Here is a 20,618-nt window from a genome sequence, read left to right on the forward strand (position 1 = left end):
GGACGTCAATACTGGTAGCGTCCACCTTAACAACACCCCCCAAGCCTATCCCGCAGTCCGCTGCGGTGACGCTCAAACCGGGGGGTTACTTTTTTTCGGGTGGTGGTAATGCGTTACGACAAGCCACCCACATCCATTGACGAGCAGATCGCGCTGTTGGTGGACAGAGGCATGTATGTGCCCTCTGCTGAACGTGCTGCACACTATCTTCGCCATATCGGCTACTATCGCCTCAGCGCCTACTGGCTGCCCTTCGAACATCCCCCGGCCACGCAAGGCCAACGGTCTCACCGATTTCTGAATGAAGTCTCGTTCGATGACGTACTGGCCCGGTACGTCTTTGATCGGGAGTTGCGGTTGCTCTGTCTGGAGGCGCTGGAGCGTATTGAGGTCTCCATCCGTGCATCTTGGGTCAATGCGCTCGCTCTGAGGCATGGTCCCCATGCCTACCTTGATTCTACCCATTTCAAATGCGCCTATGAACACGCCGGGCAGGTGGCCAAGGCAGCCAGCGATATGGGGCGGAGTAGCGAAGTGTTCATTGAGCACTACCGGGGGAAATATTCCGATCCAGGGCTACCACCAATATGGGTGATGGCGGAGACGCTCAGCTTCGGTGCGCTTTCCAAGTGGATTCAGAGTACTCGGGAAACCAATATCCAGAAAGAGGTGATGCATCACCTAAGGCTTCCGACGGTCGAGATCGTTCACGGTGTTTTTCATAACCTGAGCCAGCTACGCAACGTCTGCGCACACCACTCCCGCTTGTGGAATCGGCGTTTTCCCAAGAAGTACCCTCACATAAGGAAGATCCCCGATCTGCTTCATCCGGAGACCGAGGGAGAGGAGGCCCGCTATATCCGCAACCACTTGGTCATGCTTCGATACCTCATGCTGGTGATCAACCCCGGTACCTCCTGGCCACAAAGACTGTGTGACCTTCTGCAGCTGCAACCCAGTGGAACCATCGCTGCCATGCGCCTACCCGACAACTGGCTCGAACTTCTGCAACCCACTTCACTTGGGGGGCATCGAAAATGAGCTTTCCGAAATATCCCGAGTACAAGGATTCCGGGGTGGAGTGGCTGGGGGAAGTGCCGGCGCATTGGTCAGTTAGGCGGATTCGGTACGTAGCAGATATCAATCCGTCAAAATCCGAAGCACGATCATTAGCGGGCAATAAGAAAGTCAGTTTTATCCCCATGGAATCGGTGGGGGAAGACGGTACGCTTGACTTAAAACATGTGCGTCCACTGGAAGAAGTTATCGACGGATATACCTATGTTCGTGATGGTGACGTCACTTTCGCCAAGATCACGCCTTGCTTTGAGAACGGTAAAGCCGCTTTGATGGAAGGGCTGGAGTCGGGTATTGGCTTCGCCACCACGGAATTGACTGTTCTTCGGCCAAAACCGAAATGCTCAACCGGCGAATTCCTTTTTCGTGTTGTCCATTCAGGGCCTTTTCGACTTCTTGGCGAGGCACGCATGTATGGGGCTGGCGGACAGAAACGGGTGCCGGATGATTTTGCCAGAGATTTCACGATTGCTTGGCCACCACTGACCGAGCAGGTCGCCATCGCCGCCTTCCTCGACCACGAAACCGCCCGCATCGACGCCTTGGTGGAGGAGCAGCAGCGCCTGATCGAACTGCTCAAGGAGAAGCGCCAGGCGGTGATCTCCCATGCCGTCACCAAGGGGCTTGATCCCGATGTGCCGATGAAGGACTCCGGGGTGGAGTGGCTGGGGGAGGTGCCGGCGCATTGGGAGGTGGTGAGGGTCAAGCATTCGGCTAAGCTGGAGAGTGGACATACACCCAATAAGGATAAACCCGAATACTGGGATGGTGATATTCCTTGGGTATCACTTAATGATAGTAAGCAGTTAGCTAGCTCCGACTATATCGATAAAACAAAGTTCACGATCAGTGCTCTTGGTATTGCGAACTCGTCCGCTCGGCTGCTTCCAGCCGGGGCGGTAGTATTTACCCGTGATGCCACTATCGGATTATCTGCTATTACTGGTGATGAGATGGCGGTTTCTCAACATCTTATTGCTTGGTTATGCAAAGATGAGATTGTCATACCGGAATATCTTCTTCTCGTTTTTTATGCGATGAAAGAGGAGCTCGATCGGTACACATTTGGGGCGACAATAAAAACGATTGGGATGCCGGATATTCGCTCCTTGGTCATGCCTTTACCGCCACTTTCGGAGCAAATTTTGGTCATTAGGAATGTTTTTTCACAACGAGAAAAACTGGATCGCTTGATAGCTGAGGCGGAAATGGCCTCACACCTACTTTTAGAACGCCGCTCCGCCCTCATCTCCGCCGCCGTCACCGGCAAGATCGACGTGCGCGGCTGGCGGCCACCCGACAGTGCAGCTGCCGCCCCTGCCAAGGCACTGCTTGCCCAAGAGGCACAGTCGTGACCCAACTCCCACCCGATACTCAGGAAATGCTCGACAGCCTTCGGTCTGCGGTTGCGGAGGCCCTGGAACGCAAGCGACGGCTTGGGGAGTACGCCGTGTTCTGGGAAGACGGAAAGCCTGTTTTGGTGGGCGAGGATGCCCCGCCGTATCCTGAACCCGATCACCAACGAGGATGACATGGCCGACAGCCGCGAAACCCAGTTTCAGCAGGACATCATCAACGCCATGGAGTCGGGCGGCTGGAACGTCGGCACCGCCAGCGGCTATGACCGGGCCTCGGCCCTCTATACCGAGGATCTGCTGGGTTACATCCAGGACGCCTGGCCCGAGCGCTGGGAGAAGTTCTGCAAGGCCAACCCCCAGGCACCTGACAAAGTGTTCGTGCAGAAGGTGATTCGTGAACTGGAGCGGGCCGGTACCCTGGAGGTGCTGCGCCACGGTTTCAAGGTGCCGGGGGTCAAGTTCGATCTGTGCAGCTTCCAGCCCGACCACGGCATGAACCCGGATTCCCTGGCCCGCTACCGGGCCAACCGCCTGCGGGTGGTGCCGGAGGTGTCCTATTCGCCCCATGCCCGCGAGAAAGGGCAGGGGAGTGGGAGCTATAACCCGCGCCTGGACCTGGTGCTGTTCGTCAACGGTATCCCCACCGCCACCCTGGAACTCAAGAGCCAGTTCAAGCAGACGGTGGAGAATGCCAAGCGCCAGTATCGCAAGGACCGGCCCGTAAAAGACCCGGTCACCCGCAAGCCGGAACCTCTGCTCACCTTCAAACGCGGCGCCCTGGTCCATTTCGCCGTCAGTCAGACGGAAGTGGCCATGACCACCCGGCTGGCCGGCAAGGACACCCGTTTCCTGCCCTTTAACCGGGGCACGGAGGAGGGCGGGGCAGGCAATCCGCCACCCGCCGATGCCCAAAGCTATGCCACCGCCTACCTGTGGGAAGCGGTCTTCGCCCCGGAGGCCTGGCTGAAGATCATCGGTCGCTTTCTGCACCTGGAGCAAAAGACCGAGGAGGATTTCCATGGCCGCCGCCAGACCAAGGAGACGCTGATTTTCCCCCGTTACCACCAGTGGGAGGTGGTCAACCGGCTGATTGAGGCCACCCGGGCCGAGGGGCCGGGACGGCGTTATCTGGTACAGCACAGCGCCGGGTCGGGCAAATCCAACTCCATCGCCTGGACCGCTCACCAGCTGGCCAACCTCTACGCCGAAGACGGCACCACAAATCCGTCGGGAACGGATTTGGACAGCCGCAGGCTGGCCCGAAGGGCGGACTCCAGGGATGGAGTCCGCAAACTGTTCAACTCGGTGATCGTGGTCACCGACCGCACGGTGCTCGACAGCCAGCTGCAGGAAACCATCTACCAGTTCGAGCATGCCCACGGTGTGGTCTGCCCCATCACCCGCGACATGGGCAGTCAGAGCAAATCGGAGCAACTGGCCGAGGCCCTGGCCAACCACACCCGCATCATCATCGTCACCCTGCAGACCTTTCCCGCCCTGTTCGATGCCCTGGACAAGCGCCCCAAGCTGGCCCAGGGCCATTATGCAGTGATTGCCGATGAGGCCCATTCTTCCCAGACCGGCAGTTCCGCCAACAAGCTCAAGGCCCTGCTGGCGGCGGCGGGAGAGGTGGTGGAGGACGATACCGGGGAGATCAGTGCTGAGGCCATGCTGGACGCCGCCGTGGCCTCCCGTCGCCCCAGTGAGCGCATCAGTTATTACGCCTTCACCGCCACCCCCAAGGCCCGGACCCTGGAACTGTTCGGTCGCCCACCGGACCCGGATCGCCCCCCATCGACGGACAACAAACCCGAGCCGTTTCACCTGTACTCCATGCGCCAGGCCATCGAGGAGGGCTTCATCCTGGACGTGCTGCGCAACTATGTGACCTACAGCACCGCCTGGAAACTGGCCCATCCCGAGGGGGAGACACAGGAGGTGGAGTCCAAAAAGGCCTCGCGCACCCTGGCCCGGTGGGTGCGTCTGCATCCCTACAACATCGCTCAGCGGGTGGAGGTGATCGTCGAACACTTCCGCGACAACGTGCGTCACCTGCTGGATGGCCAGGCCAAGGCCATGGTGGTCACCGCCAGCCGTCAGGAAGCGGTACGTTACCAGCTGGCCATGGGCCGCTACATCCAGGAGCAGGGCTATGAGGATGTTCACCCCATGGTGGCTTTTTCCGGCACTGTGCCGCCGGATGAGGAGATCCCCGAGGAAGTGACCGAAACCAGCCCCCTGCTCAACCCAGGGCTGAAGGGCCGCGACCTGGCCAAGGCGTTCGACACCGACGAGTACAACGTGATGATCGCCGCCAACAAGTTCCAGACCGGTTTTGATCAGCCCAAGCTGTGCGCCATGTATGTGGACAAGAAGCTGCAAGGAGTGGACTGTGTGCAGACCCTCTCCCGCCTGAACCGGCTGTTCCCCGGCAAACAGACCTTCATCGTGGACTTTTTCAACGATGCCCAGGAAGTGCTGGAGGCTTTTATCCCCTACTACCGCAAGGCCGAACTGGCGGACGTGTCCGATCCCCAGGTGGTGTTTGACCTGCAGCGCAGCCTGGATGCCAGCGGCATCTATCAGTGGCCCGAGGTGGCGGGATTTGCCCAGGCCTTTTTCGATCCCAAGGCCCCGGCAGCCAGCCTCAGCTACTACTGCCGCCCGGCCCAGGAGCGGTTCCGGCAACGGTATCAGGCCATTCTTGATCAACAGCGCATCTGGCGAGAGGCCCGTGACCAGGCCGAGCGCAACGGCGACGACAAGGGGCTAAAACGCGCCGAGCAGGAACTCAAGGATGCCGGTACCACCCGCGATGAACTGGACCTGTTCCACAAGAACCTGGCCAGTTTCGTGCGCACCTATGAATTCCTCAGTCAGATTGTCACCTTTGACGATATCGAATTGGAGCAGCTCTGCGTATTCGCCCGCCACCTCCACCCGCTGCTGCGCCTGGACCGACTGCTGGATGATGACGCCATCGACATCAGCGAACTGGAACTGAGCCACTACCGCCTGACCAAGCGGGAGGAACAGCGCCTGCGCCTGGAGGATTCGCAAGGGGATTACGCCCTCAAGCCGATCAGCGAGCTGGGTTCTGGCAAACCCCACGACCCGGATAAGCAGCGCCTGGACGAGATCATTGAAAGGCTCAATGATCTTTACGGCGCCGAAGTCAGCGATGACGACAAGCTGCACTTTGCCAACGGCATTGCCGACCGCATCGAGCGGGATGAGGCAGTGATGGCCCAGGTGCGCAGCCACAGCGAGGCCCAGGTGATGCATGGACTGTTCCCCAAGAAGGTCACCGATGCGGTACTGGATGCCCTGAGCGACCATGAAAAGCTCAGTCTGCCGGTGCTGGAGGATGAGAAAGCCGGGAGGGCGTTTGCGTTGTTGATCTTGAAGTTGCTGGCGGGTCGGTCGGCGGAGAGTTGGAGGGGGAATGCAGATCAGTTCGATGGGGTTGCCGAAAAACTTCGATGACCCAATGCGTCTCTGCCGTTTCTTTGGCTTGTCTAAGGGCTATTGGCTGCGGGCGCAGGTGGCCTATGACACCGAAATTGCAGAACATGTCCTTAAGGATCACTGCCGCAAGGAACATTCTCGCGCTTGGGCACAAGCGTCTCGCAGGAGGAATCCCCCGGCTTTAGCCGTGGGGAGGGCTTCAGAACACCACCAGCATTCCCGCCAGCAGCAGGGCCACGCCGGAGCCGGCGGCGGCGCTGCCGTAGCAGGCCAGCATCATCTTTTTCGAGGCGGGTATGCCAAGGTCATGCAGGGTGTGGTATATGCGGTGGGCGCCGTGGAACAGGAACAGGCTGATGACCACCGCCAGGCCCAGGGCCGGCAGGGGATGGCCGAACAGGCTGCGCAGGCTGTCGTAATGCATGGCGTCGGGACCAAAACCCAGGCCCATGGGGACGAGGATGCCGATGATCAGGACCAGCATGGTGCCCAGCAGGGCGGCAAAGACGCCACCGGCGCCGAACAGGGACCAGACGATGGGTTCGTGGGAACGGGCTCTCATCACAGAAACCTCATGGCAAGCACCAGAAGGACCAGGGAGGCGATGCCCCAGGCCCAGAGGGCGGCGCGGAAGATCATCCGGTCAGGGACCGGCCGGCCCCGGAATCGCATCGGGGGCGTGGTCAGGGGCATGACCTTGAACCAGGTCCAGGCATGGAAGGCGAAGGCCGCCAGGGCCGCCAGATGGAAGATCACCGACACCGGCGATTGCAAAAAGCCCCGCCACAGGTTGAAGGCGGTTTCTCCCAGCACCAGGCAGACCATGCCGGCGAGCAGGAACAGGGCATAGGCCGCCACCATCACGCTGGTGCCTTCCCGCAGCAGGTAGCGGCGGTAGGCGGGGTGTCGCATCCACCAGCGGTTCATGGGGCGGACGTAGGTCTTGGGTGCAGGCGTCATCACGAACCCCTCCCGAAGGGCGCCAGAAAGCGCAGGAAGTAATCCTGGGTGCTGTTGATCTTGTTGCGGTTGATGGCCCGGGCCGGGTCCACGTGCTTGGGGCAGACTTCCGAACACAGGCCTACCAGGGTACAGCCCCAGACGCCTTCCTCGGCATTCACCACCTCCATGCGGGTTTTTTGTCCGGCATCCCGGGAGTCGGCGTTGTAGCGGGCCAGCAGGGCCAGGGCGGCCGGTCCGGTGAACGCATTGTTGAGGCCGTACTGGGGGCAGGCGGCGTAGCAGAGCAGGCAGTTGATGCACTGGGCATACCCCAGGTAGTCCTCGATCTGCCGGGGTGTTTGCAGGTTGGGGCCGTCCTCCGGGGTGAGCGGCTGGGCCGGGACCAGGTAGGGCGTGACGGATTCCAGCTTGCCCAGGAAGTCGCTCTGGTCGATGACCAGATCCTTGACGATGGGGAAGTGCTCCAGGGGTTCCACCCGGATGCGGGCCGGGTAGTAGTCCCGCAGGAAGCTCTGGCAGCTCAGGATGGGCTGGTGGTTGACCATGCAGCCGCAGCTGCCGCAGATGGCCATGCGACAGGACCAGCGGAAGGTGAGGCTGCCGTCCAGGTGGTCCTTGATGTATTGCAGTCCTTCCAGCACCGACATCTCGTCGGTGAAGGGGACCTCATAGGTCCGGTAATGGGGGGCCTGGTCCTGCTCGGGATCATAACGCAGGCACTCGATCATGATGGTGCGGGTCTGGCTCACGGTATCCCCCGATTATGACTGGTTCTGGGCGGCGCCGCCGTAGACCCGCGCCCTGGGCTGGGAGCGGGTGATGGTGACCGGGCTGTGGGTCACCCGGGGCGGGGCGTCGCCCTGGCTGTGGATGAGGGAATGACACAAAAACCGTTCATCGTCCCGGGCCTCGAAACCGTCGATGCGCATGTGGGCACCGCGGGATTCCTGTCGCAGCAGGGCGGCATGGGCCATGGCCTCGGCCACCTGCAGGGTATGGCCCAGTTCGATGGCGGTGAGCCATTCGGTGTTGAAGGCACGGCCCCGGTCATCCAGGGCCACTCCGGCCCGGAACTGTTCCCGCAGCTCCGCCAGTTGTTCGCAGGCCTGTGCCATGCGCGGCCCTTCGCGGACGATGCCGACGCCGGCTTCCATGATCTCGTGCAGGCGTTGGCGCAGCCGGGCCACCCGGGTGCCGCCTTCCCGGCGCAGCATGTCCAGATGCACGGCGGCCCGGCTTTCGGCCTGGGCCTGGAGCGCGGCGGAGGCGGCAGGGGTTTCACGGGCATGGCGGGCGGCGGACAGGCCGGCGGCGCGGCCGAAGACCAGTAGTTCGGCCAGGGAGTTGGAGCCCAGGCGATTGGCGCCATGGATGCCCACGCTGCTGCATTCGCCGGCGGCGTAGAGGCCGGGCAGCGGCGTGGCGCCATGGACATCGCAGAGTACGCCGCCCATGGTGTAGTGCACGGCGGGCCGCACCGGAATGGGGGCGGTGACCGGGTCCACGGCGGCAAAGGTGCGGGCCAGTTCGCAGATCATGGGCAGGCGTTCCATGATTTTCTTCTCCCCCAGGTGGCGCAGGTCCAGATGGACCGCCGTGCCGTGGGGGGTCTGCAGGGTTCGGCCGGCCTGGTCCTCGTGCCAGAAGGCCTGGGACAGGCGGTCCCGGGGTCCCAGTTCCATGGCGCGGGGGCGGGGCCACGGGTCCAGGGGACCCAGGCCGTAGTCCTGCAGGTAGCGGTGGCCGTCCTTGTTGAGCAGGATGCCGCCTTCGCCGCGGCAGCCTTCGGTCATGAGAATGCCGCTGCCGGGCAGGGCGGTGGGGTGCCACTGCACGAACTCCATGTCCCGCAGGGGGACGCCCTGGGCGTAGGCCATGCCCATGCCCTCGCCGGTGACGATGCCGGCATTGGTGTTCTGGCCGAAGACCCGGCTGGCGCCGCCGGTGGCCAGCACCGCCGCTTTGCACTGGAACAGGACCGGTTCGCCGGTGGCGATGCACAGGGCCAGCACGCCCTGTAGGCGGCCGTCTTCCACCAACAGATCGGTGCAGAAGAACTCGTCATAACGCTGGATGGCGGGGAATTGCAGCGAGGTCTGGAACAGGGTGTGGAGGATGTGAAAGCCGGTCTTGTCGGCGGCAAACCAGGTGCGGGGGGATTTCATGCCGCCGAAGAAGCGCACGTTGATGCTGCCGTCGTCCCGGCGACTCCAGGGGCAGCCCCATTGTTCCAGCTGGATCATCTCCCGGGTGCATTGGCCGACGAAGTACTCCACCACGTCCTGTTCGCAGAGCCAGTCGCCGCCGGAGACGGTGTCGTCGAAATGCTTGTCCAGACTGTCATCCGGGTGAATCACCCCGGCGGAGCCGCCTTCGGCGGCGACGGTGTGACTGCGCATGGGGACGACCTTGGAAACCAGGGCCACGGAAAGCCCCGGGGCTTCCTGTGCCACGGCGATGGCGGCCCGGAGTCCGGCACCTCCGCCGCCGATGATGACCACGTCGGACTGGATGACCTGCATGGAATGATCCCGTTGTGAAGGGTTTGGAGACACTTTAGCAGGATTCTATCCGGCCACACTTCCAGCCAGATCAAAAAAGGCATAAGATCCCGCCGCCGCGTCCTGCGGTGTATGAGTCGGTCGTCTTTTTACCTCTTTTCCAGGAGAACTTGCGTGGCGCAGCAATGCGATGTGCCGCCGCGAGGCGATGGGCTGTGGCTGCACCTGATCACTTTCGATCCCTTCCGGACCATCGGCATGCCCGGTGTGCGCTATGTGCGCCCGGAAAACTACCTGGTGGAACGTCAGCGTCTGCAGGAAGCCGACTGGCTCTTGTTTCCGGAATACTGGCAGGTGAACAGCCTCCATTACGCCCTGGGGTGCGCGATTTTCCCTTCCGTGTCGTCCTATCACCTGGGGCATGACAAGATCGAGATGACCCGGGCCTTTCAGGCCCTTTGTCCCCGGCATGTGCCCGATACCCTGATCCTTCCGGCCACGCCCGCCGCCGTGGAGGAGGTGTTGGATGTTCTGGGGCTGCCCTGTGTGCTGAAGGTGCCCCGTTCCTCCATGGGGCAGGGGGTGGCGCTGATCCGGACAGTGGCCGAACTGCGTGACTGGGCCTCCCGTCAGCCGGTGCTTTATGCCCAGGAACTGCTGCCCATCCGCAAGGACATCCGGGTGGTATGGGTGGGGGATGGGGTGTTTACCGCCTACTGGCGCGAGGCGGCGGAAGGGGCATTTCACAATAATGTGGCCCAGGGTGGACGGATCCACTTCGATGCGGTGCCGCCACAGGCCCTGGAACTGGTGGCCGAAGTGGCCTCCCGGTTGAAGATTGACCATGCCGGTTTCGACGTGGCCATGGTGGGGGAACATCCCTATCTGCTGGAGTTCAATACCCTGTTCGGCAACGCGGCCCTGAACCCCCATGGCCTGCGGGTGCAGGATGCCATCCTGCGCTGGCTGCTGGCCCGTCAGCCCACCCCCCGTTCTCCCAGTCCCCTGCTGGCGGCCTGATTCCGATCATTGTTCCGGGACTACGGCCTCCCGCGGCGATTGTCTGTCACTTCTGATCTGATACTTGGTCTAATATAGGGGTCAGGTTCGTCCGGTACCCGATACCGTGCGATGCAAGGGAAATACTGAGCAAGTCCCCTGTCGTGACTCCCCGAACATGTCTCCTGTCGTCACTCCCGCGAAGGCGGGAGTCCGGGAGTGACAGCAGTCCGCGGCTGGATCCCCGCCTGCGCGGGGATGACGTTCCAGGGAAGCGCAGGAGTGTTCCTTTGTCGGCTGGATCTCCGCCCGTGCGGGGATGACGGATAGATCAGGCGGAGTAAGATGGAGAGGACAGCTGGATTCCCGCATGCGCCGGCATGACGTATTCAGAACATCCCAAGGTGATTCATGGCAAGTGACGTGGACAAGCGGGGGCATACCCTGCTGGTCGTGGAAGACAGCCGCTCCGTGGCTGGCCTGCTGGCGGATCGCATCGGTCTTATCGAGGGTGTGACGGTCGAGGTGGCCGGCACCCTGGAAGAGGCCCGCAAGATCGTGCTGGCCCGCAAGGACGCGCTGTTCCTGGCCGTGCTCGACCTCAATCTGCCCGATGCCCCGGATGGGGAAGTGGTGCCCTGGGTCATGTCCCAGGGCGTGCCGGTCCTGGTGCTGACCGCCGGTCTCAATGACAACGAGCGGGACGGCCTCATGGACATGGGCATCGTGGACTATGTGAACAAGACCAACCCATCCGAGATCGAGCATGTGGTGCGTACGGTGGAGCGCATCTACCGCAATCGCCATATCAGTGTGCTGGTAGTGGATGATTCCAATTCCGCCCGGGCTTATCTCATGGAGTTGCTGCGCCGTTATGGTTATCGCCTGCGGGAGGCCCGGGATGGTGCCTCGGCCCTGGCACAGCTGGAGCAGCACGAGGACATCCGGTTGGTCCTGTGCGACCAGAACATGCCGGGCATGGATGGTGTCGCACTCATCGGCCGCATCCGTCAGCGTTATTCCCGCAGCCATCTCTGCATCATCGGCATGTCCAACTACGGATCGGGCATGCTCTCTGCCCGCCTGCTCAAGGCGGGTGCCAATGACTTCATCAATCGCCCCTTTCTGGAAGAGGAGTTCTTCGTTCGTGTGAATCAGAACGTGGAACTGATCGAGTTGATCCGGAGTATGGAGGAAAATGCCAACCGTGATCCGTTGACGGGTCTTTACAATCGCCGTTATCTGGCCGATGCCGGTCGGATGATGCTTGAGGCCGCGGCCCGGACCGGCCAGGGGATGGCGGTGATCCTGATGGATCTGGATCACTTCAAGAGCGTCAATGACCGCTTTGGTCATTTCGGGGGCGACGAGGTGCTCAGGAAAGTGGCCCGTCATCTGCTCGAAATCACCCGCAGTTCCGACATCGTGGCCCGTTACGGGGGGGAGGAGTTCTGTGTGGTGGCGCAGAACGTGGACGGTCACAAGGCCCGGCTGCTGGCCGAAAAGCTCCGGGCCGAGATCGCCGCCCTGGAAGTGACGATCAAGGGAACCACCGTGTCGTTCAGCGCGAGCCTGGGGGTGGTGGTGCGTCCGGGGAGCGGTCTGGAAGACATGCTGACCCGGGCCGATCGATTGCTGTATGAAGCCAAGTCTTCGGGCAGGGATCAGGTCCGTATGGAGCAGGAGAATCCGTGATGACAAACAGAACCATCCTGGTCGTTCTTGCGTTGGTGGTATTCACCGCGGGATGTGCCACCCGCTATCCCTTGGGGATTCCCGAGGAACAATGGGTGTCGCTCAGCCTTGAGGAGCAGATCCGGGCCAGGGAAGCCCAGGCGGCCCTGGAGCAGGCGCAGGCGGAGCGGCGCGCGGCCGAGGCCAGGGCGCGTGAGGCGCAGGCTGCCCGTGAGCAGGCGGAACTGGAAATGCGGCGCCGTGAAGCTCGCTACGGAGAGCGGGTCCAGTGCGTGCTGACATCGGCCGAGGGCAGGCTGGGGGGACGTTGGCGCCCGCTGGAGCCCTTGGCCGTGGATCTGGTGCAAGGGATGGAAATGCCGTTTCAGTTGATGACCACGGCCGATGGGGGCCGGTATCGGGGGCAAGGCCATGCCTATTTCGATGGCACGACGGTCAGTTTGTGTTCGGTGCGGGGGCAGCATGACCGGGATCCCGGGGCTTGTGCCCGTCTGCTGGGCACATTTGAGGATTATCGTCGAGGTCTGAGGAGCGAGGTGTCGTCCGAACGCTTCATCAGGGGGCAGTTGCGTTGCCATCTTGGCCCCGAGGCAGGGGTGTCCCCTAGGAGACACTGAACAGGCCTTGCCGTTGGATTCCCGCTTTCGCGGGAATCCAGGAGGCCCAATCCAGGACTGGATTCCCTCGCGCCCGGGAATTCCCTATTCAGAGTGCCCGTAAAGGCATGATAGAGTTTGACAATAATAACGATTATCAATAACAATCCTCTGCCAGCTGATCGACTATCGGTTCGGTCGCCGCGCGCGGCGGCCTGGACCCTGACGCAGAGAGATTGTTCTGATGAACCAGGTGCAGAAACACCATTTGAGCGGAGGGAAGGGGACGCAGGAGGCAGGCATGGAATCGGCATCTCCCCTGGGCGGCAGGCTGCTTTCCAGTACGGATCTGCTGGAGGGACGTCGCCAACTGCGGATCGAGCACCAGGGCGAGATCTATACCCTGCGGGTCACCAGCAAGGGGAAACTGATTCTGACCAAGTAAGGGATCCGGCCCTGGCTCACTGAGCCAGGGCCGGGGTGGATGTCAGGATCGGTCTAGAAATCCACGTTCATGGAAACCCACAGCCTGCGAGGCTCCAGCAGCTGGTTGTAGACGTTGCTGTAAGCCGTGGTGCTCGGATCGTTGCGCAAGGGATAGGCGCGATAATCGTTGAAGTCCTTGTCCAGCAGGTTGTAGACCACGCCGGTGACGGAGACATGGCGGTTGAACCGATAGGTGGCACCCAGGTCGACCAGGGTATAACCCTTGAAATCCCCCAGAGCTTCGGCGGCACCCTGCGCATCGCCTCCAAGATGGGGTTCATGGAAGCTGTCCGGGCGGAATCGGCTGCTGCGGTATTCCACACCCAGGAAGGTACTCAGGGCAGGGCTGGTCTGCCATGAGAGGCGGGTATTGATCATGTGTTCCGGGATGCTGTACAGGGGGTCGCCTTTCTGAAAGCCCCTGACGATGGAGGAGGTGACTTCGCTATCGGTATAGGTGTAGTTGGCGGCCACCTGCCAGTCGGGCGCGAACTGCCAGCGACCGTTGAGTTCCACACCCCGAATCCGTGCTTCACCGATGTTGCTGGGCTCATCGGGCATGCCCGATGCCCCGGTGGGACGCTCGATCTTGTCTTCGATATTGGTATAGAACAGGGTGGCCTGCAGGTTCAGACCGGCCCGGTTATCAAACAGGGCAGCGACTTCGTAGTTGGTGCTGATCTCGGGATCGAGATTCGGGTTTCCGAACAGCGCGGTTTCGCCGTTGTTGCCATAGCCGATGATGCCGTCGTGCAGCTGTTCCAGGTAGGGGGCGCGGTAACCGCGTCCCACGCCACCCTTGAAGGTCCAGGTGGGGGAGGCGTTCCAGACACCGTAAAGGCGAGGCGTGACCTGTCCGCCAAAGGCATCGTGATTGTCGTAGCGCAGGCCGCCGGTCAGGGCGAACTGTTCGGTCATGGCCCACTCGTCTTCAACAAAGACACCCCACTGCCGGTTTTTGAAGGTGCTCTGAGGGATGCCGTCCTCCATGCGCGCATCAATGTACTGGGCACCCAATGAGAGGGTGTGGTCACCGACGAAGGTGATGAGCTTGGTATCCAGAATGGTCGTTTCACTTTCCAGCTTGCGGTCTGCGCCCACGACCAGCCCGGGCGAAGCCGAACCCACGGCATTTTCAGGAATGGTCCTGCCCGTGGTTTCGGTGCGGTTGTAGGTGAGGGCGGATTCCAGGATACCGATCTCGTAACGTCCGGTATGGGCCAGATAGACCTGGTCTCGCTCGAATCCCAACTCCTTGTCATAACCATCCCGGAAAGCGCCGGCATTGTTCTGGCGGATGCGCCCCAGCTGGCCGCGGTCATTGTTGTAGGTCTGACGGGTGATATCGACCCCCAGGGAGATGTCATTGTCCACGTTGGGGGTCAGGGTCAGGCGTCCACCGAAGGTTTCCACATTGGCGCCGGCGGGGTTTTGTCCCATGGTCCGGTTGTCCACCAAGCTTTCGTTCTGCCCAGGCCAGGTGATCCGCGATTCGGCGCGCTCGTACAGTCGGCCATACACCTGCAGCGAGAGCCGGTCTTCCACCAGGGGGCCGGCGGCATAGGCTTCCAGGGTGGTGTTGCCGCCGAATTCCGCATCGCGCTGGAAAGTGCTGCTCAGGGAGGCTGAACCGCCCCAGTGCTCGCCGGGCTTGCGGGTGATGATGTTGACCACGCCGCCCAGGGCATCGGCACCATAGAGGGTGGACATGGGGCCGCGGATGACCTCGATGCGTTCGATGGCGGCCACCGGGGGGAAGAAGACTGAGGCGGAGTCCACGAAGGCATTGGGGGCCACGGTGCCGGGGACATTCTGGCGGCGTCCGTCGATCAGAACCAGGGTGTACTCGCTGGGCAGTCCGCGCAGGCTGATGGTTCGGTTGCCCGTCTTGTTGCTGCGTGCATCCAGGCCGTTGATATCCACGCCTTCGATGCCCCGTAGGGCGTCTGCGATGTTGGTGATCTGTTTCTGTTCCAGCTCTTCACGGGTGACAACCGTGATGCTGGCCGGTGCATTGACGATTTCCTGCTGGAAGCCACCGGCCGTCACTACCATGGCCGGCATCTCCACGGCCTGTTGGGCCAGGGCTGCGGGCGAGGCCAGGGCAAATGAAACCCCGGCGGTCAGTGCGGTCAATCTGAGTCGATTCGGCATGTCGCCGGACGTGCGGCATGTCTTGGGCACGGATGTATCCCCTTGCGTGAGGTCAAAAGTGACGCTGGCTGGCTAGGCCCTCAGGGGGATTGGCTGGCTTGCGGGCTGGGTTGTGGAACGAGAGATCAGGATTTCGATCTCCATCAAAAATTCACGATTATTCTCATTCTCATTCATTTTTTTGGGATCTGTCAAACCTGGATCCGGCCATGGCGACGGTCTGGTCTGGAACGGTGTTGGCCGGGCAAAAAGAAAGCCCGCCATAAGGCGGGCTTTCGTCAGGGGCGGGCAGTCGCGGCCGCAAGGTCCGCGCTGCCAAAATCCGGGGAGGGAATTACTTGCCGGGGCGCTGGTAGGTGCGCTCCATGCGCTCGATCATCTCGCGCAGGCGGGCATTTTCCTGCAGGGCGCGGTCAGCCTTGCGGTTGGCTTCGTTGGCGGTGCGATTGGCCTGGTCGGCGCCGGCCTTGGCGTCGTTGGCGGTACGCAGGGCCTGGTCACTGGTGACCTTGGCGTTGTCGATCAACTGGCGGTTTTCTTCCAGGTTCTTGGTCGTGGCACAGCCCGTGGTCAACACCAGCGTCAGGACCGCTGCTGAAGCCATGGCCACTTTGAACATTCCTTTCTGCATTGGAACCTCCGGTTTAAGCTGGGTTGTAGGATTGGGAATTGAATTCTAACAGGTGGCTTTAAGTATCCATAGTATCCCCCCGAAAGATATTTAATCGGTCACAAAAATACCCGTTCAAAACGCATCCGGTCGTTGCACCATGTTGGGGCGGATTTTATCGTCTTGCCTGAAAAAAGTGCATTGCATTCAATGTGTTGTCATGGAACTCACCTCTGTGTCGGCATTTTTTCTGGCATGCTTCATGCATTTCATTACGTGTCTGACATCCGGTCCTCTTGATCATGTCGGTCATCGTTTACTCCTCCTGCTTGCGGGGTGCTTCGGCACCCCGTTTTTTTATCTTCGGCTTTCTGCATTCAGTGGCGTGAAACCGGTGGGGATTTGGTTACAATTCCCGCTTTCCGAGCCGGGAGAGTGTGCGTCATGCCCCTTGGGCCTGTGATGGTGGATCTGGAAGGCACGTCGATGACGGCCTGGGAACGGCAGTTATTGAAGCGTCCCGGGGTCGGGGGCGTGATCCTGTTTACCCGCAATTTCGAATCCCGTGAACAGCTCATGGCCCTGGTGGCCGAGATCCATGCCCTGCGGGACCCCCATCTGCTGGTGGCGGTGGACCACGAGGGAGGCCGGGTGCAACGTTTCCGCGAAGGATTCACCCATTTGCCGGCCATGGCCGCCCTGGGTGCCCTGCATGATCGTGACCGGGCGGCCGCCCGTCGTGCGGCCCGGACCTTGGGTTGGCTGCTGGCGGTGGAGCTGCGCGCCGTGGGGGTGGATTTCAGCTTTGCCCCGGTGCTGGATCTGGCCCACGGCTGCAGCGGTGTGATCGGTGACCGGGCCTTTCATCGTCGCCCCGAGGTGGTGGGAGAACTGGGGCATCAGGTCGTGGCCGGCATGCGGGCAGCCGGCATGGAAGCCGTGGGCAAGCACTTTCCGGGGCATGGCGGGGTGCAGGCGGATTCTCACCTGGCCCTGCCGGTGGATCACCGGCCGTTCGATCGGATCCTGCACGATGATCTCCAGCCTTTTGACCGGCTGGTGCGTGAGGGTATCGCCGGCATCATGCCCGCCCATGTGGTGTATGACCAAGTGGATGATTTGCCCGCCGGTTTTTCCCCCCTCTGGCTGCAGCGCGTGCTGCGCGGACGTCTGGGTTTCAAGGGGGCCATCTTCAGTGATGATCTGAGCATGGCCGCCACCGAGAGTTTCGGCGATTTCCCCCGCCGTGCCCGCCTGGCCCTTGAGGCCGGTTGTGACATGGTACTGGTCTGCAATCACCCGGAAGGCGCCTCGCAGGTGCTGGATGCCCTGGAGGGGCATGCGGACCCGGTGTCCATGGCCCGCCTGGCCCGCATGCATGGGCGCCGTGCCCCATCCTGGGCCGGCCTGGAAGCCGACCCGGAATGGGCCGCGGCGGTGCGCATCGCACGGGCGCTGGATGATGACATGAATCTGGAACTGCCGGTCTGAGAGTCCTGTTTCCACCTCCGTGGCTGATCCCGGAATAAGCGGTTCTTATACATTGTGAGGCCTGGAATCCGGTGCCTATAATGCCTTTGCAACATAAGGTAATACCACCCGAGGAGACACAAGATAATGGCCGACAAGTTACTGATCATCATGGTCAACACCGATCCGAAAAACCCCTCCGAGTTGGGGGCGCCCTTCTTCCAGGCCACCGTGGCCGCCGCCATGGAGTACGAGGTGGAGGTGATCATGACCGGCCGCGCCGGCGAACTGGCGAAGAAGGGCGTGGCCGAAAACCTGTTCGTGCAGGAGGGGAGCACCAAGTCGGTGTATGATTTCATCAAGGATGCCCATGAGGCCGGTGCGCACTTCAAGGTCTGCACGCCCACCCTGGATCTTTGGGGGAATGATCTGATCCCCGAGATCGAGGAAACCGTGGGCGGTGCCTATGTGATCGGCCAGGCCATGGATGACGATACCGTGACATTCACCTACTGATCTTTCCGTCAAAACCAGAAAGGGTTGCCATGTCTGTAACTCCGGAGCATGTGAAACAGGTCCTAGCCGAGGCTGACTGCCTCGTGTCGCGTGAACAGGTGGAGGCGGCCATGGACCGCATGGCCGAGGCCATCACCCGTGATCTGGCGGACAGCAACCCCTTGATACTGTGTGTCATGACCGGCGGCGTGGTGGCCGCCGGTCATCTGTTGACACGTCTGCATTTTCCCCTGCAGGTGGACTACCTCCATGCGACCCGGTATCGGGGCGCGCTCACCGGTGGCGAGGAACTGCATTGGCTGGTGAAGCCGCAGACCTCGCTCAAGGGTCGCACGGTCCTGGTGCTGGACGACATCCTGGACGAGGGGCATACCCTGGCGGGCATCCTGGATTACTGCCGCGAGGAAGGGGCCGGCAGGGTCCTGTCTGCGGCACTGGTGCTCAAACACCATGACCGGCGTGTTCCCGGACTGATGGTGGATTATCTGGGAGTGGAGGTGGAAGACCGCTATGTCTTCGGTTACGGGATGGACTACAAGGAATACCTGCGTAATGCCCCCGGCATCTATGCCGTGAAGGGTTGCTGAAATCCCCGACAATTCCCCTGGACGGCATCCTCGCGGATGCCGTCCTGTCTGTTGCATCAACGAGGACCTCATGACTGATACCACCATCGCCATCATCGGCGGCACCGGACTGACTTCCCTCAAGGGCCTGGAGATCACCCGCCGCGAGGTGATGCACACGCCCTATGGCGAGCCTTCAGGCCCCATCACCCATGGCGTGCTGGCCGGCCGTGAGGTCATGTTCCTGGCCCGTCACGGGTATGGGCATACCATCCCGCCCCATCGGATCAACTACCGCGCGAACCTGTGGGCACTGAAGAATGCCGGCATCCGCCGGGTCGTGGCGGTGGCCGCGGTCGGGGGCATCACTCCCGAGATGGCGCCGCCCCGGCTGGTGTTTCCCGATCAGATCATCGACTACACCTGGTCCCGCGCCCATACCCTGTTCGAGGCGGACCTGAGTCATGTCACCCATGTGGATTTCACCCATCCCTACTGCGAGGAGCTGCGTCATGCGCTGATCCAGGAGGCCCGTCGGATCGGTCTGGATTTCGTGGACCGGGGCACCTATGGCGCGACTCAGGGGCCGCGGCTGGAGACGGCGGCGGAGGTCAATCGCCTGGAGCGGGACGGCTGCGACATCGTGGGCATGACCGGCATGCCGGAGGCGGCCCTGGCCCGTGAGCTGGAGCTGTGTTATGCCACCTGTGCCGTGGTGGCCAACTGGGCCGCGGGCCGTGGAGAGGGGCAGGGTGAAATCTCCATGGAGGAGGTGGATCGCAACGTGGCCGAGGGCATGGTGAATGTCCGTACCCTGCTGGAGAACATCATTCCTACCCTGTGAAGGGGTTAACGTCGCTGTTCGCGGGCCTTGCCCGCGAATGCGCATGTCAGATCAGCCCCTGAAAGGGCTGTACCTTGACCAGGTCCCCGGCCGCCACCGGACCCTGTTCCAGTTCCAGCACGATGAAACAGTTGGCCTCGCTCATGGAACTGAGGATCCCCGATCCTTGGGAGCTGGTGGCCCGGACCACCCATTCGCCGTCATCCGCCTGACTGAGTACGCCCCGCTGGAACTCCATCCGGCCGGGGCGTTTTTTCAGGTCCGACAGGCAGCGCACCGGGAAGCAAGGCGGCAGGGAGACCTCGATCTCGCCCATCATCCGCCGTAGCGCCGGCTGGACGATCTGGTAAAAGGTCACGGCCGCGGACACCGGGTTGCCGGGCAGGCCCATGAACACGGTCTGCCCCAGATGGCCGAAGGCCATGGGACGACCGGGCTTGATGGCCACCTTCCAGAAACTGATCCGTCCCAGTTCCCCCAGCAGGTCGCGCACGAAGTCCGCCTCGCCCACCGAGACGCCGCCGGTGGTGATGAGCACGTCGGCGCAGCGGGCCGCTTCTTCGAAAGCCTCCCGCAGGTGCCGGGGTTCGTCCCGCACCACGCCCATATCGATCAGATCCACCCCCAGGCGTGTCAGCATGCCGGACAGGGTGTGGCGATTGCTGTCGTGGATCCCCCCGGGGGGGAGCGGCTTCCCCAGGGCGATCAGTTCATCACCGGTGGAAAACAGCGCCACCCGCAGGCGACGATGCACGGTCACTTCCACCCGCCCCAGGGAGGCCAGCAGGCCCAGGCGGGCCGGCGTGATGAGCGTCCCCGCCGCCAGCACGGTCTGGCCGGCACGGATATCCTCTCCGGCGGACCGGATGTTCTCTCCCGATCGGTGGCCGGTACCCACATGCACCCGTTGGCCCTGGACTTCCACGTGTTCCTGCATGATCACCGTGTTGCAACCGGGCGGGATCATGGCGCCGGTCATGATGCGCACGCACTGACCTTGTCCGATGGCATCCATGAAAGGACGCCCGGCCCAGGCGGTACCGATGCTGTCCAGGACGGCCTTGCCCTGCCGGGGGAGGTCGGCCCCCATGAGAGCGTAGCCGTCCATGGCCGCATTGTCGTGGGCTGGGACAGGGGCATCGGCGATGACCGGTTCCGCCAGCACCCGGCCCAGGGCAAGGCGCAGCATCAGGCATTCCCGACCCCGGACCGGACTCACCTGAGCCAGCGCCCGGGTTCGGGCCTGTTCCAGTGTCAGGGCGTCAGGATCATGATCATCACGGCAGGAGGAAAGGGGGGAGGTATGGGCCATGGA

18 protein-coding genes are annotated in these 20,618 nt (G+C 62.1%); 11 read left to right on the forward strand and 7 right to left on the reverse strand.

Features of this window, described 5'->3' with window-relative positions; all coding sequences use genetic code 11:
- Positions 1–108: 108 nt before the first annotated feature.
- From LQD11_RS05470 to LQD11_RS05480, 3 genes are all read left to right on the forward strand, one after another.
- Entirely contained in the window at positions 109–1,041 is a 933-nt protein-coding gene (locus LQD11_RS05470; RefSeq protein WP_238616625.1) for an Abi family protein, read from the forward strand.
- The gene (locus LQD11_RS05475; RefSeq protein ID WP_238616626.1) at positions 1,038–2,432 is read left to right on the forward strand and encodes a restriction endonuclease subunit S; all 1,395 of its coding nucleotides are present in this window, start codon (positions 1,038–1,040) and stop codon (positions 2,430–2,432) included. Before LQD11_RS05470 ends, LQD11_RS05475 begins: the two co-directional genes overlap by 4 nt.
- A 177-nt stretch (positions 2,433–2,609) precedes the next feature.
- Positions 2,610–5,921 (forward strand): type I restriction endonuclease subunit R, encoded by a 3,312-nt coding sequence (locus LQD11_RS05480; protein WP_238616775.1) that lies wholly within the window; start codon positions 2,610–2,612, stop codon positions 5,919–5,921.
- Positions 5,922–6,102: 181 nt separating this feature from the next.
- Here the strand turns inward: LQD11_RS05480 and frdD are convergent, their stop codons facing one another.
- Genes frdD through frdA form a run of 4 tightly spaced genes read right to left on the reverse strand, consistent with a single transcriptional unit; the run spans position 6,103 to position 9,388 of the window.
- Positions 6,103–6,465 (reverse strand): fumarate reductase subunit FrdD, encoded by a 363-nt coding sequence (frdD, locus tag LQD11_RS05485; protein ID WP_238616627.1) that lies wholly within the window; start codon positions 6,463–6,465, stop codon positions 6,103–6,105.
- Positions 6,465–6,863, reverse strand: a complete 399-nt coding sequence (locus tag LQD11_RS05490; protein ID WP_238616628.1) for a fumarate reductase subunit C — start codon at positions 6,861–6,863, stop codon at positions 6,465–6,467. The genes frdD and LQD11_RS05490 overlap by 1 nt, the downstream gene beginning before the upstream one ends.
- Positions 6,863–7,615, reverse strand: a complete 753-nt coding sequence (locus LQD11_RS05495; protein ID WP_008933156.1) for a succinate dehydrogenase/fumarate reductase iron-sulfur subunit — start codon at positions 7,613–7,615, stop codon at positions 6,863–6,865. The genes LQD11_RS05490 and LQD11_RS05495 overlap by 1 nt, the downstream gene beginning before the upstream one ends.
- 12 nt (positions 7,616–7,627) lie before the next feature.
- Positions 7,628–9,388, reverse strand: a complete 1,761-nt coding sequence (frdA, locus tag LQD11_RS05500) for a fumarate reductase (quinol) flavoprotein subunit (protein WP_238616629.1) — start codon at positions 9,386–9,388, stop codon at positions 7,628–7,630.
- Between the two features lie 153 nt (positions 9,389–9,541).
- Between frdA and LQD11_RS05505 the strand changes: the two genes are divergently transcribed.
- The 4 genes from LQD11_RS05505 (at position 9,542) to hemP (ending at position 13,102) form a co-directional block, all read left to right on the forward strand.
- The gene (locus tag LQD11_RS05505; protein WP_238616630.1) at positions 9,542–10,387 is read left to right on the forward strand and encodes an ATP-grasp domain-containing protein; all 846 of its coding nucleotides are present in this window, start codon (positions 9,542–9,544) and stop codon (positions 10,385–10,387) included.
- A 390-nt stretch (positions 10,388–10,777) separates the two neighbouring features.
- On the forward strand, positions 10,778–12,061 hold the full coding sequence (locus LQD11_RS05510) for a GGDEF domain-containing response regulator (RefSeq protein ID WP_238616631.1): 1,284 nt from the start codon (positions 10,778–10,780) through the stop codon (positions 12,059–12,061).
- Positions 12,061–12,678, forward strand: coding sequence for a hypothetical protein (locus tag LQD11_RS05515; protein WP_238616632.1), 618 nt, complete (start codon positions 12,061–12,063; stop codon positions 12,676–12,678). The genes LQD11_RS05510 and LQD11_RS05515 overlap by 1 nt, the downstream gene beginning before the upstream one ends.
- A gap of 280 nt (positions 12,679–12,958) precedes the next feature.
- A complete protein-coding gene (gene hemP, locus LQD11_RS05520) occupies positions 12,959–13,102 on the forward strand; it encodes a hemin uptake protein HemP (protein WP_238616633.1) in 144 nt (47 codons plus the stop codon).
- Between the two features lie 53 nt (positions 13,103–13,155).
- Here the strand turns inward: hemP and LQD11_RS05525 are convergent, their stop codons facing one another.
- Together LQD11_RS05525 and LQD11_RS05530 are read right to left on the reverse strand one after the other, a co-directional pair.
- On the reverse strand, positions 13,156–15,297 hold the full coding sequence (locus LQD11_RS05525) for a TonB-dependent receptor domain-containing protein (RefSeq protein ID WP_240544933.1): 2,142 nt from the start codon (positions 15,295–15,297) through the stop codon (positions 13,156–13,158).
- A 334-nt stretch (positions 15,298–15,631) separates the two neighbouring features.
- The gene (locus LQD11_RS05530; RefSeq protein ID WP_238616635.1) at positions 15,632–15,901 is read right to left on the reverse strand and encodes an Lpp/OprI family alanine-zipper lipoprotein; all 270 of its coding nucleotides are present in this window, start codon (positions 15,899–15,901) and stop codon (positions 15,632–15,634) included.
- Positions 15,902–16,351: 450 nt separating this feature from the next.
- On the opposite strand from LQD11_RS05530, the gene nagZ reads away from it, so the two are divergent.
- The 4 genes from nagZ to LQD11_RS05550 all read left to right on the forward strand — a co-directional run bounded on the left by nagZ (position 16,352) and on the right by LQD11_RS05550 (position 19,303).
- Positions 16,352–17,398, forward strand: a complete 1,047-nt coding sequence (nagZ, locus tag LQD11_RS05535; RefSeq protein WP_238616636.1) for a beta-N-acetylhexosaminidase — start codon at positions 16,352–16,354, stop codon at positions 17,396–17,398.
- Positions 17,399–17,524: 126 nt separating this feature from the next.
- Positions 17,525–17,893 (forward strand): DsrE family protein, encoded by a 369-nt coding sequence (locus tag LQD11_RS05540; RefSeq protein ID WP_008933148.1) that lies wholly within the window; start codon positions 17,525–17,527, stop codon positions 17,891–17,893.
- A gap of 29 nt (positions 17,894–17,922) precedes the next feature.
- Positions 17,923–18,480, forward strand: a complete 558-nt coding sequence (locus LQD11_RS05545; protein ID WP_238616637.1) for a hypoxanthine-guanine phosphoribosyltransferase — start codon at positions 17,923–17,925, stop codon at positions 18,478–18,480.
- Positions 18,481–18,550: 70 nt separating this feature from the next.
- The gene (locus LQD11_RS05550; RefSeq protein ID WP_238616638.1) at positions 18,551–19,303 is read left to right on the forward strand and encodes an S-methyl-5'-thioinosine phosphorylase; all 753 of its coding nucleotides are present in this window, start codon (positions 18,551–18,553) and stop codon (positions 19,301–19,303) included.
- Positions 19,304–19,349: 46 nt separating this feature from the next.
- Here LQD11_RS05550 and moeA read toward each other — a convergent pair whose 3' ends face one another.
- Positions 19,350–20,615 (reverse strand): molybdopterin molybdotransferase MoeA, encoded by a 1,266-nt coding sequence (gene moeA, locus LQD11_RS05555; RefSeq protein ID WP_238616639.1) that lies wholly within the window; start codon positions 20,613–20,615, stop codon positions 19,350–19,352.
- Positions 20,616–20,618: the final 3 nt, after the last annotated feature.

Source organism: Ectothiorhodospira shaposhnikovii, assembly GCF_022227765.1.
Lineage (GTDB): Bacteria > Pseudomonadota > Gammaproteobacteria > Ectothiorhodospirales > Ectothiorhodospiraceae > Ectothiorhodospira.

Excerpts from the sequence above, each read along its gene's own strand:
- LQD11_RS05470 (WP_238616625.1), top strand. The coding sequence starts at position 109 with ATGCGTTACGACAAGCCACCCACATCCATTGACGAGCAGATCGCGCTG.
- LQD11_RS05475 (WP_238616626.1), top strand. The coding sequence starts at position 1,038 with ATGAGCTTTCCGAAATATCCCGAGTACAAGGATTCCGGGGTGGAGTGG.
- LQD11_RS05480 (WP_238616775.1), top strand. The coding sequence starts at position 2,610 with ATGGCCGACAGCCGCGAAACCCAGTTTCAGCAGGACATCATCAACGCC.
- frdD (WP_238616627.1), bottom strand. The coding sequence starts at position 6,465 with ATGAGAGCCCGTTCCCACGAACCCATCGTCTGGTCCCTGTTCGGCGCC.
- LQD11_RS05490 (WP_238616628.1), bottom strand. The coding sequence starts at position 6,863 with ATGACGCCTGCACCCAAGACCTACGTCCGCCCCATGAACCGCTGGTGG.
- frdA (WP_238616629.1), bottom strand. The coding sequence starts at position 9,388 with ATGCAGGTCATCCAGTCCGACGTGGTCATCATCGGCGGCGGAGGTGCC.
- LQD11_RS05510 (WP_238616631.1), top strand. The coding sequence starts at position 10,778 with ATGGCAAGTGACGTGGACAAGCGGGGGCATACCCTGCTGGTCGTGGAA.
- LQD11_RS05515 (WP_238616632.1), top strand. The coding sequence starts at position 12,061 with ATGACAAACAGAACCATCCTGGTCGTTCTTGCGTTGGTGGTATTCACC.
- hemP (WP_238616633.1), top strand. The coding sequence starts at position 12,959 with ATGGAATCGGCATCTCCCCTGGGCGGCAGGCTGCTTTCCAGTACGGAT.
- LQD11_RS05525 (WP_240544933.1), bottom strand. The coding sequence starts at position 15,297 with ATGCCGAATCGACTCAGATTGACCGCACTGACCGCCGGGGTTTCATTT.
- LQD11_RS05530 (WP_238616635.1), bottom strand. The coding sequence starts at position 15,901 with ATGGCTTCAGCAGCGGTCCTGACGCTGGTGTTGACCACGGGCTGTGCC.
- nagZ (WP_238616636.1), top strand. The coding sequence starts at position 16,352 with ATGCCCCTTGGGCCTGTGATGGTGGATCTGGAAGGCACGTCGATGACG.
- LQD11_RS05540 (WP_008933148.1), top strand. The coding sequence starts at position 17,525 with ATGGCCGACAAGTTACTGATCATCATGGTCAACACCGATCCGAAAAAC.
- LQD11_RS05545 (WP_238616637.1), top strand. The coding sequence starts at position 17,923 with ATGTCTGTAACTCCGGAGCATGTGAAACAGGTCCTAGCCGAGGCTGAC.
- LQD11_RS05550 (WP_238616638.1), top strand. The coding sequence starts at position 18,551 with ATGACTGATACCACCATCGCCATCATCGGCGGCACCGGACTGACTTCC.
- moeA (WP_238616639.1), bottom strand. The coding sequence starts at position 20,615 with ATGGCCCATACCTCCCCCCTTTCCTCCTGCCGTGATGATCATGATCCT.